The 14,611-nt window shown below is 74.0% G+C and carries 12 protein-coding genes; 7 read left to right on the plus strand and 5 right to left on the minus strand.

The window, feature by feature from the left end; all coding sequences use genetic code 11:
• Window positions 1–13: 13 nt before the first annotated feature.
• A complete protein-coding gene (locus tag LXT12_RS20230) occupies window positions 14–1,159 on the minus strand; it encodes a GGDEF domain-containing protein (protein ID WP_233394104.1) in 1,146 nt (381 codons plus the stop codon).
• Between the two features lie 144 nt (window positions 1,160–1,303).
• Here LXT12_RS20230 and LXT12_RS20235 point away from each other — a divergent pair, with 144 nt between their 5' ends.
• The 7 genes from LXT12_RS20235 (at window position 1,304) to LXT12_RS20265 (ending at window position 8,629) form a co-directional block, all read left to right on the plus strand.
• Complete coding sequence (locus LXT12_RS20235; RefSeq protein ID WP_233394105.1) at window positions 1,304–1,822, plus strand: TspO/MBR family protein; 519 nt, start codon at window positions 1,304–1,306, stop codon at window positions 1,820–1,822.
• A 55-nt stretch (window positions 1,823–1,877) separates the two neighbouring features.
• Window positions 1,878–2,564: a tRNA (adenosine(37)-N6)-threonylcarbamoyltransferase complex dimerization subunit type 1 TsaB gene (gene tsaB, locus LXT12_RS20240; protein ID WP_233394106.1), complete on the plus strand. Its 687-nt coding sequence runs from the start codon at window positions 1,878–1,880 to the stop codon at window positions 2,562–2,564.
• 73 nt (window positions 2,565–2,637) lie between these two features.
• Entirely contained in the window at window positions 2,638–3,201 is a 564-nt protein-coding gene (gene rimI / locus LXT12_RS20245) for a ribosomal protein S18-alanine N-acetyltransferase (RefSeq protein WP_233394107.1), read from the plus strand.
• The gene (locus LXT12_RS20250; RefSeq protein WP_233394108.1) at window positions 3,201–3,989 is read left to right on the plus strand and encodes a uracil-DNA glycosylase; all 789 of its coding nucleotides are present in this window, start codon (window positions 3,201–3,203) and stop codon (window positions 3,987–3,989) included. Before rimI ends, LXT12_RS20250 begins: the two co-directional genes overlap by 1 nt.
• Window positions 3,986–6,055: a putative bifunctional diguanylate cyclase/phosphodiesterase gene (locus LXT12_RS20255; RefSeq protein WP_233394109.1), complete on the plus strand. Its 2,070-nt coding sequence runs from the start codon at window positions 3,986–3,988 to the stop codon at window positions 6,053–6,055. Before LXT12_RS20250 ends, LXT12_RS20255 begins: the two co-directional genes overlap by 4 nt.
• Window positions 6,056–6,208: 153 nt before the next feature.
• On the plus strand, window positions 6,209–7,309 hold the full coding sequence (locus LXT12_RS20260) for a class I SAM-dependent methyltransferase (protein ID WP_233394110.1): 1,101 nt from the start codon (window positions 6,209–6,211) through the stop codon (window positions 7,307–7,309).
• A 69-nt stretch (window positions 7,310–7,378) separates the two neighbouring features.
• Entirely contained in the window at window positions 7,379–8,629 is a 1,251-nt protein-coding gene (locus tag LXT12_RS20265; protein ID WP_233394111.1) for an NAD(P)/FAD-dependent oxidoreductase, read from the plus strand.
• Here LXT12_RS20265 and LXT12_RS20270 read toward each other — a convergent pair.
• The 4 genes from LXT12_RS20270 to LXT12_RS20285 form a co-directional block, all read right to left on the minus strand.
• Window positions 8,621–11,167: a serine/threonine-protein kinase gene (locus LXT12_RS20270; RefSeq protein WP_233394112.1), complete on the minus strand. Its 2,547-nt coding sequence runs from the start codon at window positions 11,165–11,167 to the stop codon at window positions 8,621–8,623. The two genes, LXT12_RS20265 and LXT12_RS20270, sit on opposite strands and share 9 nt — an antisense overlap.
• A gap of 21 nt (window positions 11,168–11,188) precedes the next feature.
• The gene (locus tag LXT12_RS20275) at window positions 11,189–11,623 is read right to left on the minus strand and encodes a VOC family protein (RefSeq protein ID WP_233394113.1); all 435 of its coding nucleotides are present in this window, start codon (window positions 11,621–11,623) and stop codon (window positions 11,189–11,191) included.
• Window positions 11,624–11,666: 43 nt separating this feature from the next.
• On the minus strand, window positions 11,667–12,092 hold the full coding sequence (locus LXT12_RS20280) for a DUF6970 domain-containing protein (RefSeq protein WP_233394114.1): 426 nt from the start codon (window positions 12,090–12,092) through the stop codon (window positions 11,667–11,669).
• Between the two features lie 155 nt (window positions 12,093–12,247).
• The gene (locus LXT12_RS20285) at window positions 12,248–14,506 is read right to left on the minus strand and encodes a C1 family peptidase (RefSeq protein ID WP_233394115.1); all 2,259 of its coding nucleotides are present in this window, start codon (window positions 14,504–14,506) and stop codon (window positions 12,248–12,250) included.
• Window positions 14,507–14,611: the final 105 nt, after the last annotated feature.

Genomic DNA, 14,611 nt, shown 5'->3' on the forward strand with positions numbered 1-14,611 from the left:
GCGTGGACGGCGCTCAGCCCGCGGCGACGACCACGCGGTTGCGGCCGGCGTCCTTGGCGGCGTAGAGGGCATCGTCGGCACGGCGGATGACGGCCTGCACGTCCGCATCGGCGGGGCCGTATTCCGACACGCCGATGCTGACCGTCACGCGGATGCCGGGCCCCGGGGCGGCCACCCGCGCGGCCACGCGCTGGGCGAGGTGCTCGGCGTCTGCCAGGCGGGTGCGAGGCAGCAGCACGCAGAACTCCTCGCCGCCCCAGCGGCCGACGAGGTCGTCGCCGCGCAGCGCGGCGCGCAGGCTGGCCGAGACCGTTCGCAGGACCTGGTCGCCCTGGGCGTGGCCGTGCTGGTCGTTGATGGCCTTGAAGTGGTCCACGTCCACCATCATCAGCGCGTAGCCGGCGCGGCCCTGCAGGGCGCCGGCGTGGGCCTGCTCCAGCTCCTGCAGCAGGCCGCGGCGGTTGAGGGCGCCGGTGAGCTCGTCCGTCTTGGCCTGCTGGCCCAGCCGGTGCAGCACGCGGCCGAGCACCAGGCGGATGTGGGCGAGGTTGATGAGGCCGCCGACGAAGAGCACGGCGATGGCCAGCGGGATGTTGGCGTGGCCGGGGGCGTCGATGGAGATCTTGGTGGTGGCGCCCACCAGCAGGGCCTGCACGCCGCGCGCCAGCAGCAGTGCGGCCAGCAGGGCGTAGCCGGCCGCCGCCACCGGCGCGAAGAAGGGCGTGGCGGCGCGGCCCAGGCGCCACATCAGGCCGGCGCTGGCGGCCAGCATGGCGCCGCAGCCGAAGCAGACGACGGCCACGCGCACGCCGTGGCCGTTGTCGAGCAGGAAGCTCGCCGCGACGGTGGCCGCCGCGGCGGCGAGGCCGGCCACGTAGCCGGCCGCGCGCGGGCAGCGGCCCCAGTGCAGGGCCAAGCCCCGGTGCTCGAACATGGCCGCCGCGATGATGAGCAGGTCGGCCAGGTTGCGCGGGGCGCTGCCGCTGGCCCAGGGCGGCACGAAGAGCGCGAGCCCCGCGGCCAGGAAGAGCCAGAAAAGCGCGAAATGACCCTCGGTCGCACGCCAGCGCCGCGCCATGCGCGCCGTCATCGCCCAGGCCAGGGCGTGCACGAAGAACTGCACCGAGACGAGCGCGATCAGCAGGGGTTGCGCGGGCAAGACGGGACCTGGAGGCGGGCGATGGCGAAGTGTGGAGTGTGGCCCACGCCGCTGACGCCACGCCTTCTGCCGGCGGGCTTCAGGCCGGCGGGTCCTTGGCCCCACCGGCGCCAGGGCCGGCCGGCGGCGGCTATCGTTGCGGCCATGGATGCACTCGACAGGACGGCCACGGCGCGAAGCTCCGCGGTGGCCCAGGCCATCGGCCTGGCGGCCTGGCTGGCCCTCACGGCGGTCGCCGCCGCGGCGGGCGCCATCGCCTCGGTGGACGCCCAGGCCTTCTATGCCCAGCTCGACAAGCCCGCCTGGGCGCCGCCGCCGTCGGTGTTCGGACCGGTGTGGTCGCTGCTGTACTTCCTGATGGCCGTGGCCGCCTGGCGGGTCTGGCGCGCCCGTCCGGCGCAGCGCGTGGACGGGGCACTGGGCCTGTACGTCGTCCAGCTGGTGGCCAACGCGCTGTGGTCGTGGCTGTTCTTCGGCTGGCACCAGGGCGCCCTGGCCTTCGGCGAGGTGCTGTTGCTGCTGGCCCTGATCGCCGCCACCGTCGCCGCCTTCTGGCGCATCCGGCCGGCGGCCGGCCTGTTGCTGCTGCCCTACCTCGCCTGGGTCTGCTTCGCTTCGGCCCTGACCTGGTCGGTCTGGCAGCGCAACCCGGGCCTGCTGTAGCGTGGACGGGCCCTAGGCGGTCCGTCGGGAGGACCCCCGACGGTAAACTGCCTCGATGCCCGTTCTGCTCGCCCTCGACAGCTCCACCGACACGATGGCCCTGGCCCTCGTGTCGCCCGGACCGTCGAAGCTGTTCGAGGCGGCCGGCGGCGCCAAGGCCTCGGCGCGCATGCTGCCCGAGATCAAGGCCCTGCTGGCCCAGGCCGGCCTCGGCCTGGGCGACCTGGACGCCATCGCCTTCGGCCAGGGGCCGGGCGCCTTCACCGGCCTGCGCACGGCCTGCGCCGTCGCCCAGGGCCTGGCCTTCGGCCTGGGCAAGCCCGTCGTCGCCGTCGACAGCCTCATGCTGGTGGCCGACGACGCCCGCGAGCAGGGTGCCGGCGACGACGTCTGGGTGGCCATGGACGCCCGCATCGGCGAGATCTACGCGGCGCACTACCGCTGGCAGGACGGCGCCTGGCAGGTGGCCGAGGCCCCGGCCCTCTACGCGCCCGAGGCCCTGGCCGCGCATTGGGGCGAGCCGGCCGCCGTGGCCGGCACCGGGTTGACCGAATACGCCCAGGCCCTCGGCACGCTGCCGCACGCGTGGCCTCAGGCCCGCTCGCGGGCCGCCGCCCTCGGCCGCCTCGCCCTGGCCGGCTGGCAACGCGGCGAACTGCGCGATGCCGCCGAGGCCCTGCCGGTCTACGTGCGCGACAAGGTCGCGCTGACCACTGCTGAGCGGGAGCAGCAAGCGGCATGAGCGCAGCGAAGGGCCGCCCCGAGCAAGCTCGCTCCCGCCTGGCAGGACAGGCCGAAGGCCGAAGGGTGCGTCGATGAGCGCCTTGCTGGACAGCCGCCAGCCTGCCTGGGAGGCTTCGGCGATGCGCGTGCCCGACCTCACCGAGGTCATGGCCATCGAGCGCCAGGCCTATCCCGTGCCGTGGACGCATGGCAACTTCGTCGACTCGCTGGCCGCCGGCTATCCGGCCGAGGTGCTGCGCGGCCCGCGCGCCCAAGCCAACGCCGGGCCGCCCCAAGTTGGCTTGACCCCCTTGGGGGGCGGGCTGGGCGCAGCCCCGCCGTGGGGGCACACGGAGCTGCTGGGCTACTGGGTGGCCATGCCGGGGCTGGACGAGATGCACCTGCTCAACATCACCGTCGCGCCCGCCTGGCAGGGGCGGGGGCTGGCCGTGGCCATGCTGGAGCGGCTGGTGGCCGAATGCCGCTGCCGCGGCCTGGCGCAGCTGTGGCTGGAGGTGCGTGTCAGCAACGTCCGGGCGCGCGAGGTCTACCGCCGCTTCGGCCTGGTCGAAGTGGGGCGGCGCCGCGCCTACTACCCGGTGCCGCAGGGCCCGCGGGAGGACGCCATCCTGATGAGCCTGGCGGTGGCTGCCTGATGAGCTGGGACGAACGCCAGCGGGCCATGCTGGCCGAGATGGGATTGCGCCTGCCGGCGACGGCCGCGCGGCCGGCCGGCGTGGAGGAGGCGACGGCGGAGCCCGCCGAAGCCCTTCCCGTCGCGCGCACCGTGGCCGCCCCGCCGGCGCGGGCCGCCGCAACCGATCCGGCACCGGCCGCGCCCGCCCGCGAGGTCCGGCCCGGTGCCTTCGCCGCACTGGCTGCCGACGAACTGCCCAGCGCCGTCGCGGCCTGCCGGGCCTGCGGCCTGTGCGAGCAACGCCGCCAGGCCGTCTTCGGCGAGGGTGCCGTGGGCTCCGCCCAGTGGCTGGTCGTCACCGACCCGCCGGACGACGCCGACGACGCCAGCGGCCAGGCCCTGGGTGGCGAGGCCGGGCGGCTGCTGGACCGCATGCTGCTGGCCGCCGGCCAGTCGCGCCGCGGCGAGACGCCCACGGCCTTCGTGACGCCCATCGTCAAATGCCGCCCGCCGCGCGGTCGCGCGCCCCAGCCGGCCGAGCTGGACGCCTGTGAGGCCATCCTGGCCCGCCAGGTGGAGCTGCTGCAGCCCCGCCTCGTGCTGGCCCTGGGCCTGCAGGCCGCGCGCCGCCTGACCGGCCTGGCCGAGCCGCTGGGCAAGCTGCGCGGTCGCGTGCATCGCTGGCGCGACCTGCCCGTCGTGGTCACCTACCATCCGGCGTATCTATTGCGCTCACCGGCCGACAAGGCCGGTGCCTGGGACGACCTGTGCCTGGCCCTGAAGACCGTCAAGACCCTCGAGACATGAACCCCGCCGACGATGCCCCGGCGCGGTCGGTCGAGGCTGCGCGCTTCAAGCTGCTGGCCGACTACCTGCCGGCCTGGATCGCCCTGTACGACGCCAAGACCCAGGCCTGCCTGTTTGCCAACCGCGGCTATGCCGAGGCCTTCGGCCTGACCGAGCAGAGCATCCTCGGCAAGACCTTCGCCGACATCATCGGGCCCGAGGCCTCGGCCCTCATCCAGCCGGCCGTCGACAAGGTGCTGTCCGAGCGCGTGCCCGTCAGCTACGAGCGCGAGCTGCCCGAGGCCGATGGCACGCCGCGCTGGATCGAGGTCCATCTCATCCCGCAGCTCGGCGACGACGGCGAGCCCGTGGCGAGCTGCGTCCTCATCAACGACATCACCAAGCACCGCCTGGCGGAGCGCGCCGTGCGCGAGTCCGAGGCGCGGCTGGACAAGTTCATGCAGGCCACCGTGGAGGGCATCCTCTTCCACAAGGACGGCTACACCACCGACGTCAACCCGCCCTGCTGCGAGCTGGTGGGCTACAGCTTCGAGGAGATGATCGGCCGCCACGTGCTGTCCTTCATCGCGCCCGACGAGGTGGGCAAGGTCAAGGAGGTCATGCGCCTGGGCCGCGAGCTGCGCTACGAGACCGCCGTCATGCACAAGGACGGCACGCGCATCCCGGTCGAGTTCATCGTCAGGACGATGGAGCGCGACGGCGAGAAGCTGCGCATGACCATCGTGCGCGACATCCGCGACCGCCTCGCCAGCGAGGCGCGCATCCAGCACCTGGCCCACCACGACGCGCTGACCGGCCTGCTCAACCGCGCCTCCTTCATGGACCGCATGGCCCTGCTGATGAAGCGGGCCGAGCGCCGGGGCGAGATGCTGGCGCTGCTCTTCATCGACCTGGACAACTTCAAGCGCGTCAACGACTCCCTGGGTCATCTCGAAGGCGACCAGGTCCTCACCACCGTGTCCGAGCGCCTCGTCGGCGCGCTGCGCGGCAGCGACCTGGTCGGCCGCTTCGGCGGCGACGAGTTCGTCGTGCTGCTGACCGACCTGGAAAGCCGCGCCGACGTCATCGTCGTGCTGGAGGCCCTGCTGTCGGTCGTCGAGGTGCCGGTCAAGGCCGACGGCCGGGCGTTGTCCGTCACGCCCTCCATCGGCGTGGCCGTCTACCCCGACGACGGCCGCCAGGCCGACGAGCTCATCCAGCACGCCGACACCGCCATGTACCGCGCCAAGGCGCGCGGCCGTGCGACCTACCAGTTCTTCGAGCCCTCGCTGGCCGAGACGGCCTATGCCGACCTCGTGCTGGAGGCCGAGCTGGCCCAGGGCCTGACGCGCAACGAGTTCGAGCTCTTCTTCCAGCCCCAGGTCGAGGCGACCACGGGCCAGCTCTCCGGTGCCGAGGCCCTGCTGCGCTGGCGGCATCCGCAGCGCGGCCTGCTGTCGCCGGACAGCTTCATCTTCGTGGCCGAGCGTCACCGCCTCATGCTCGCCCTGGGCGAATGGGTGCTGCGCGAAGCCGCCCTCACGGCGCGGCGCTGGCGCGAGCAGGGCCTGACCCAGGGCCATGGCCCCATGCGCATCGCCGTCAACCTCTCGCGCATGCAGTTCCACCTCGACGGCTTCGCCGACACGGTCAAGCGCGTGCTGGACGAGTCGCATGCCAAGGGCCAGTGGCTGGAGCTGGAACTGACCGAGCGCATGCTCATCGACGACATCGAGCACGCCCCCACCACGCTGGCCCAGCTGCGCGCCCTGGGCCTGACCGTCTCGGTCGACGACTTCGGCACCGGCTACACCTCGCTCGCCCACCTGACCGAGCTGCCGCTGGACAAGCTCAAGATCGACCAGGGCTTCGTCGCCCGGCTGCCCGACGACGTCGGCGCCCAGGCCATCACCCGCGCCATCGTGCAGATGGCCGTGGGCCTGGGCCTCACCGTCACGGCCGAGGGCGTGCGCACGGCGGCGCAGTGGCAGTTGCTGGCCGGCTGGGGCTGCCAGCAGTTCCAGGGCGAGCTGGTCGGCTCGCCGATGCCGGCGGCCGAGTTCGAGGCGTGGGTGAGGGCGCGGTGAACCGTATGCCCCTCGCCCGATCTTGCTTCGCTGGACGCGAGCAAGCCCAGTCGGTCCCCCCAGGGGACCCGGCTGCCCGTGGCATCGAGCCTCGGTCAGCCACCTCGGGGCCGGCTTGGGGCGGCCCGGCGCTCGGCCCGACACCTCTGCAAGATGCGTCGGGGAGCCGCTGAAGTGACGCTTGCCGACCGCATCCACGCCGAGATCGCCGCGGCCGGCGGCTGGCTGCCGTTCGACCGCTTCATGGCCCTGGCCCTGTACGAGCCGGGCCTGGGCTACTACGCCGGCGGGCGGCGCAAGTTCGGCGCCATGCCGTCCGAGGGTTCGGACTTCGTCACCGCGCCGGAGATGTCGCCCCTCTTCGGCCGGACCCTGGCGCGCCAGCTCGCGCAGGCGATGGAGGCCAGCGGCTGCCGCGAGGTCATGGAGTTCGGAGCCGGTTCGGGCGCCCTCGCGGCCCAGCTCATCGCCGAGCTCGACGCCCTGGGCGCCGGCCTGGCGCGCTACCGCATCGTCGAGCTGTCGGCCGAGCTGCGCCAGCGCCAGCGCGAGCGCCTGGCGCACTGGGGCGAACGCGTCGACTGGCTGGACAGCCTGCCCGACGAGATCGAGGCCGTGGTCGTCGGCAACGAGGTGCTGGACGCCATGCCGGTGCAGCTGCTGGCCTTCGACGGCCAGGCATGGCGCGAGCGCGGCGTGGTCAGCGCAGGCGAGGGGTTCGCCTTCGAGGATCGCGACAGCATGCTGCGCCCGCCGGTGGACACCGGCTTCGTGCCGGGCACCGTCACCGAGATCCATCCCCAGGCCGAGGCCTTCGTCGGCACGCTGGCGCGCACGCTGCGCCGCGGCGCGGCCTTCTTCATCGACTACGGCTTCCCCGAGGCCGAGTACTACCACCCCCAGCGCCGCGGCGGCACGCTGATGTGCCACCAGGGCCACCTCGCCGACGCCGACCCCCTCGTCGCCGTGGGCGACAAGGACATCACCGCCCACGTCAATTTCACCGGCATCGCCCTGGCCGGGCAGGACGCCGGCCTCGTCGTGCTGGGCTACACCAGCCAGGCCAATTTCCTGCTCAACTGCGGCATCGCCGATCTGCTGCAGGGCGCCTCGCTGGGCGAGCGGGCCATGGCCCACCGCCTGCTGGCCGAGCACGAGATGGGCGAGCTGTTCAAGGTCATCGGCTTCGCGCCGCTGAGCGCGCCCTTCGACGCGCTGGGTTTCGAACGCGGAGACCGTTCCCACAAGCTCTGAACCGGGGAGTCGCACCATGCGAGCCTGGCCCTTATTGCTGCTGCGCGGCGGTGCCGCGAAGCCACGGCCATGATCGGGCGGCGCGGATTCGTCGGGGCCGCCGGCCTGGCGCTGGCGGGCTGCGCCGGCCGCCCGCCGCGCGCGCGGCTGGGCCGCATCGTCGTCGTGGGCGGCGGCTTCGGCGGCGCGACGGCCGCGCGCCACCTCAGGCTCTGGGGCGGCGAGGCGGTGGACGTGACGCTGGTGGAGCGCGAGGCCGCCTTCGTCTCCTGCCCCATGTCCAACCTCGTCGTCGGTGGACTGCGCGGGATGGACTTCATCACCCACGGCTACGGGGCCCTGGAGGCCCTGGGCGTGCGGCGGCTGCGCGCCGAGGTCGCGGCCATCGACCCGGTCGGCCACGCGGTGGCCCTGGCCGATGGCCGGAGCCTCGCCTGGGACCGCCTTGTGCTCGCGCCCGGCATCGACTTCATGCTCGACGGCCTGCCCGGCCTCGCCGCCGCCTTCGCCAGTGGCCGCGCCGTCCACGCCTGGAAGGCCGGCGCCCAGACTGTGGCGTTGCGCCGCCGGCTCGAGGCCCTGCCCGACGGCGGCGTCGTGCTGATCAGCATCCCCTCCTCGCCCTACCGCTGCCCGCCGGCTCCCTACGAGCGCGCCTGCCTGATCGCGTCGTGGCTGCGCCGCGCCCGGCCCCGCGCCAAGCTGCTGGTGCTCGATGCCAACCCCGAGATCCAGAGCAAGCGGGCGCTGTTCGAGCGCGCCTTTGCCGAGCACCATGCCGGCCTGCTGGAGTACCGGCCCAATGCCGAGCTGCAGGAGGTGCTGCCCGACGGCACGGCCCGCTTCGAGTTCGAGGACGTGAAGGCCGACGTGCTCAACCTCATCCCGCCGCAACGGGCCGGCGACCTGGTGCGCGAGCTGGCCACGGTCAACCGCCGCTGGGTGCCCGTCGATTGGCTGACGATGCAGGCCCGGGGCGCCCCCGGCGTGCATGTCGTCGGCGACGCCCTCCTGTCCGCCCCCGCCAGCCCCAAGTCCGGCCACCTGGCCAACCAGCAGGCTAAGGTGGCCGCGGCGGCCGTGCTGCAGCAGCTGCGCGGCGAACCCGTGGACGCCAGCCCCGTCGTCACGAACACCTGCTACAGCTTCGTCACGCCGACCCAGGCGGGACACGTCGCGTCGGTCCACCGGTACGACGCGGCCGAGAAGACGATGAAGCCCGTCCCGGGCGCTGCCAGCCTGTCCGCCACGGCGAGCGCTGCGGAGGCGGAACTCGCCTGGGGCTGGGCGGAGAGCATCTGGGCGGACAGCCTAGGGTAGGAGCCCGCCCAGGCTCCCCAGCGTCGGCGCCCCGGCGTTCGGGCCGCGGGCGGCGGCCAGGGCGGCCCAGGCGGCGCGCACGTCCGGGGCGTCGTCGCAGCCGGCCTGCAGGCGGGCCTCCAGCCAGTGCGTGACGCGGTCCAGCGGATGGCCGTCGGGCAGGCGCTCGGGCCGGGCGGCGCGGGCGGCGTCGAGCCGCTCGCGGGCTTGCGGGCTGGCCTGCAGCACGGCGGTCAGCGCACGGTCGAGGCAGGCCCCCCAGGCCTGGACCTGGCCGATGCCCTCGACCGCGGCCAGCCGCTCGGCGCTGAGGGCGAGGTCGCCCCGGGCGCGGGCCAGCCGGCCTTCGAGGCGCGCGAGCCGGCTTCCGGGGGCCGCGAGGCTGGGCGACAAAGGGGCTTCGCGCAGGCGCTGCAGGGCGTCGGCGGCCAGGCCGGGCTGGCCGGCCGCCAGCGCCGCGTCGGCCAGCACGAGCAGGCTGCGCCCCCGTTGGCCTCCGGGGGGCAGGGCCGCCGTCTCGGCCAGCGCGGCGCGCAGCGGCGCGGACACCGGGCGCCCGGCGCGGGCCTGGGCCAGCAGCAGCTCGGCGTGGAAGACCGTCAACGACGCCGGCGGCAGGCCGTCGGCGCGGGCGCCGTCCACCAGGGCCTGCCGCGCGGCCACCTCGTCGGCGTGCCGGCCCTGCAGCTGCAGGGCCTCGGCCCAGGCGTTGGTGGTCTGCAGCGTCAGGTCGTTGCCCGGCCCCAGGCGGGCGCGGAGGTCGGCGAGCAGCGGGCCGACGCGTGTGTCGATGCCCTCGAACTCGCCGTTCAGGCCCATCATCGTCAGCTCGCTGTGGCGCAGCACCAGCACGGGCAGGGTCAGGCGCGGGTCGGTGCTGGTCCACATCGGCTCGGTCTGGCGCAGGATGTCCAGCGCCTGCGCGAGCTGGCCCTGGCGCTGCCTGAGCACCGCGAGGTTCTGCAGGTAGTCGGCACGTTCGTAGTCGTCGCCCGGATGCAGGCGCTCGGTCAGCACGCGCACGCGCTCCAGCGCCCGTTCGGCGTCGGCCAGCCGGTTGCTGTGCATGTAGTCGGCGGCCAGGATGAACTGCTGCTGGCGCACCTCCTCGCTGTCGGGCCCGAAGCGCAGTGCCAGCGCGGCGGCGATGGGCTCCAGCAGGGCGATGGCCTCGTCGTGGTTGCCCATGATCTGGTTGACCTGCCCGAGGCTGAGCCGCGCCTCGAGCACCGCGGCGTCGTCCTCGCGATGCTGCCGGCGGGCCGCAGCCAGCCACTGCTCGCCCAGCGGCAGGGCGTGGTCGAAGCGGTTCAGGGCCATGTAGGTGCGCGACAGCACCCGCAGCAGCTCGACCCGGGTGGCGGCGTCGGCCGTGGCGCGGTCGTCGAGCTTCTGGCGGCTCTCGTCCAGCAGTTCGAGCACCGAGGGCACGTGGTCGCCGCGCGGCCGGCCACCGGCGGACAGCAGCTCGGTGACGAAGCGGGCCACGGCGTCGCTGCGCTGGCGCTGGGCGCGCGCCTCGCGCCACTGCCAGCTGCTGGCGGTGATGGCGACGACCAGGGTCAGCGCCAGGGCGCCGCCCAGGCTGAAGGGCAGGGCGTGCCGGCGCAGCAGCAGCGCCGTGCGGTGGGGCCAACCCTGGCGGCGGCGGGCGGCCACGGGGCGCTGGGCCTGCCAGCGCCGCAGGTCATCGATGAAGGCATGTACGCCGACGTAGCGTTCGGCCGGCTGCCGGCGCAGGGCCTTGGCGGCGATGGCTTCCAGGTCGCCGAGGGCGCGGCGGGCGTCGCGCGGCCGGCCCGGCCCGGCGGCGTCCGGCGCCGCCTTGAGCAGGGCCGCCATGCGGTGGGGCGGCTGGTGCAGCACGGCGTGTTCCATGGCGGCGCGGCCGTCGCCCCGCTGGCCGAACGGCAGGCGCCCGGTCAGCAGCTCGAACAGCATGACCCCGAGGGCGAAGACGTCCACGGCCGTGCCGGTGTCGTCGTCGCTGACCTGCTCGGGCGCGGCATAGCCGGGCGTCAGGCCGGCGCGGGCCTCGCTGGCGGCTTCGCCCGGCGAGGCGGCCAGGCCGAAGTCGAGCAGCTTGGGCTCGCCCGCGTCGGTGACCATGACGTTGGCGGGCTTGAGGTCGCGGTGGACGACAAGGCGCGCATGCGCATGCTCGACTGCCTCGGCCACGCGCAGCAGCAGGCTCACCCGCTCGGCCACGCCCGGGCAGTGGGCGCGCGCATGGTCGGCCAGGGGCAGGCCTTCGACGAGTTCCAGCACCAGGTAGGCATGGGGCGCCTGCACGCCGGCGTCGAGCAGGGCCGTGATGCCCGCGTGGTTGAGCCGCCCGAGGGCGGCCCGCTCGCGGCGGAAGCGCCGCGCCACCGTGGCGGTGGTGCCGTCCCCGTGCAGCAGCTTGATCGCGGCGCGGCCTTCGTAGAGGCCATCGACGCGCCGGGCGGACCAGACTTCGCCCAGGCCGCCGCGGCCGAGCCGGCTCACCAGTTCCCAGGCGCCCAGCCTGAGGCCGGGCCGTGGCTCAGCGCCCATCGCGCGAGCGCCGGCCTCTCCTCACCACGAGCCGGTGTTCGGCATCGAAGCCCAGGGCTCGGCGGGGGCGAGGGCGGCGCCGGCCTGCAGCAGTTCGATCGAGATGCCGTCGGGCGAGCGCACGAAGGCCATGCGGCCGTCGCGCGGCGGGCGGTTGATGGTCACGCCGTGGTCCATCAGCTTGCGGCAGGCGGCGTAGATGTCGTCCACCGCGTAGGCGAGGTGGCCGAAGTTGCGCCCGCCGGTGTAGACCTCGCCCTGGCCGTTGGCGTCGGGCCAGTTGAAGGTCAGCTCGACCTGGGCGTCCTCGTCGCCGGGGGCGGCGAGGTAGACGAGGGTGAAGCGGCCGGCCTCGTGTTCCGAGCGCTTGACCTCGCGCAGGCCGAGGGCGTCGCGGTAGAAGCGCAGCGAGGCGTCGAGGTCGGCGACGCGGACCATGGTGTGCAGGTATTTCATGGGCCGATTCTCCCGCCGCGGCCGTGCCGATGCTGGGCCCGCCTCAAAGACCCGTGGCCCCCGGGGCCGGGCCGGAAGCCGCTCCCGGGAGGTTCAAGCGGCGCCACGGCTGCGCCTCATGCACCCAGGCCGGGCACTTGCCATCGCCTTCGCCGGTGAAGCCGCCGGAGGGCGCGCAGATGAGGCGGGCCTCGGCGTCGTAGAGCCGGTTCCAGTGGTCGCAACAGGGGCCGTAGATGAGGTAGGCCCGGCGGCCTTCGGGGGTCGTCATGGAGACCATCCCCGACACGGGCGGCAAGGTGCCGGCCTCGAAGCGGCGGATCTGCTCGCGCACGGCGGGGTCTCCCTCCGGCCGAGGGGGCTCGGCCACGTTCTGCTCAAGGGCGCGGGCGACGGCAACGGCCGCGAGCGCCAGCATCGCCACGGCGATGGCCTTGGCATACCGGGGGAATGGTGACAGTCCTGGCATGGACCGGAGTATGCGTCTTCAGGTCATCGCCAGGCTTTCGGCATGCGCCCTCATCGCCTTCGTCGAAGGCCTGGGCCGAGGCGTTGTGGTGCGTCAGCCGGCCGCCGGCGGTCGCCGGCCGGAACCGGACACGTCCAACCCGCCCGCCGTGCCGCTCAGTAGTCCAGCCATTCGAGGGGCGCCACGAGGGCGCCGCCGCGGATGCGTTCCAGCGTGCCGGTGATCACGTCGATGTTGTTGTCGAAGCTGCCGTGGCTGGCGGGGATCTGGTCGCCCGTCTTGGTGGTGCGGACCTTGGGGCGGGTGACGCGGTTGAACAATTCGCCACCCGGCCAGAGATCGATCCAGGCCGCCACGTCGGCGTTGGGCGGCCCGGCCCATTGGTCGTCCAGCCAGGCCGTCTCGGGCGGCACGAGGGCGCGCTCCATGCCCAGCAGCGGCTGCTTGCGCACGTCGTCCAGCGCGCGCGAGACGAGGTAGAGCAGCGACTTGCCGTAGATGTCGCGCTCGGCACTGGGCAGGCCGTCGGCTCGTTCGTTGGCGTCGCTGAGCACGTGCAGGCGCAGCGTCTTGAGCGACAGCACGCCGGCCCGCTCGGCCGCGCCGTAGTGCTGCACGGCGAAGGCGCTCGAGCAGGCGGCGGCGTAGAGCTCGCAACTGGCCACGGGCACGAGGTCGGCACCGGCCAGCCGGCCCAGCAGATGGCCGAGCAGGATGGAGCCCGCCGAGTGGCCGACGAGATGGACCTCCAGCGTCCGGCCGCGCTGGGCCAGGCTGGCGCGCAGTTCGCGCAGCATGCGGGCGGCCAGGTCCAGGACGTGGTCGGGCGTCGCGCCGCCGGCGGCGTTCTCGCGCATCTCGCTCCAGATGCCGCGGGCGAACTGCCGGCCCACGGCTTCGAGGGCGCGGTCCTTGGCCTCGGCGGCGGCCTCGCGGAGGCGGTCCAGCCAGCCGGCGGTGCGGTCGACGTCGGCCACGATGCGGTGCTTGAGGTCTTCGAGCATGTCCTTCAGGGTCTCGCCCGGTCCCGTCTTCCAGGTGAGGAAGAGGGGGTAGATGCCGTTGGCGAGGAAATAGGGCGCCAGCACGCGGATGCGCTGGATGGATTCGAGCTCGGAGTTCAGGCCGCCGTGCGCGTAGATGGCCAGCTTGACGGTCTTGTCCCGGCCGGCCTTGAACCAGTCCAGCGGCCGTTCGACGACGATCTCGCGGGCCAGGCCCTCGCGGTCGCCGCGGGCACGGGTGAAGTCGGTGGACATGAGCTGGCCGTCGTTGCCGGAGACCAGGGTGTGGGTGTAGGCCTCGTCCGTGCGAAGGGGCTGGTAGGGCGGGTGGGCGAAGGCGTGGTTGAAGGGCCAGGGGTCGTCGCGGGGGTTGTCGCCCACGCACAGGGTGGGCGCGACGTCCGCGAGGCCCCGGCCGGCAGCCACGCGAAAGCCGCTGGCCGCGCGGGACGCGGGCGCGGCCTTGCCGCCCTTGGCCCCGGCGCCGCGCGGCTGGCGGCCCTGGAGGTCGGAGAGGTCCTGCGGCACGCCCAGGGCGACGGCCCAGGCGTCGGTGCCGTTGGTGACCCAGTCCTCGTAGCTCAGCACCGCGAAGCCGCTCGCGCCCCAGCCGGTCCCCCAGCTGTTCTGCACGACGAAGCCGCGCTCGTTGAAGCCGACGAGCGCGAAGGCGTGGCCGCCGTTCTGCTTGGGGTCGCGCAGCGGTCCGATGCGGGGCAGCTGGTCGTGCCGGCCGGGCAGGGCGGAGGCGTCCAGCGTCCAGCCGTCGTGGACGGTGGCCGACACGTAGACGGCGCCGATCTCGTAGATGGCCGACTGCATGTCGACGACGCTCTTGCGGTCGACGCGGTAGTAGACGCCCAGCGGCCGGCGGGTGGCGTCCTCGTCCCAGCCGGGCTCGGGCCGCGCGAACACGCCCTGGCCCGCCTCGTCGAGCGGGTAGGGCCAGAGCCGCGAGGAGCACACGCCGTGCTTGTGCCAGCCCTTGAGGGCGCCGCGGCAGGAGGAGCCTTCGTAGTCCTGGCCGGGCCATTCGTCGTAGAGCCGGGCCAGCTCGTAGAACATGCGCGGGCTGACGAGCTCGGGCGGCTTGGCGCGCGGCGCTTCGAGATGGCGCAGCCAGTGCAGGTAGTTGGTGACGCAGGCCAGGCCGAAGCCGGTGCAGGCGCCCTCGTTGCCCTGGTTGAGGATGCGGCCGGCCTTGACGTAGGCGGGCAGCAGCTTCTTCAGGTCGGCGTCCAGCGGCCAGCGCGGCGGCAGGGAGCGCAGGGGCGAGCGGTAGACGAGGTCGCGCAGGTCCAGGCGGTCGGGGCGGGCGTCGAGGCAGGGCAGTGGCGTGGCGCCGGCGCTCGCCTTGGCGGTCCTGCGGGGGGCGGCCTTCGCGGCTGGCTTGGGGGTGGTCTTGGCCATGGCGCTCTCCTGGGATAACGGCGCATCATGGCGGGCACTAACCGGCCGAACAAGCGAGCCCCGACCGGGCGAATCCTCATCTTGAAGGACGCCGCCCCATCGAAT

Origin of the sequence: Pelomonas caseinilytica (assembly GCF_021353235.1) — a bacterium.
GTDB classification, from domain to species: domain Bacteria; phylum Pseudomonadota; class Gammaproteobacteria; order Burkholderiales; family Burkholderiaceae_C; genus Pelomonas; species Pelomonas caseinilytica.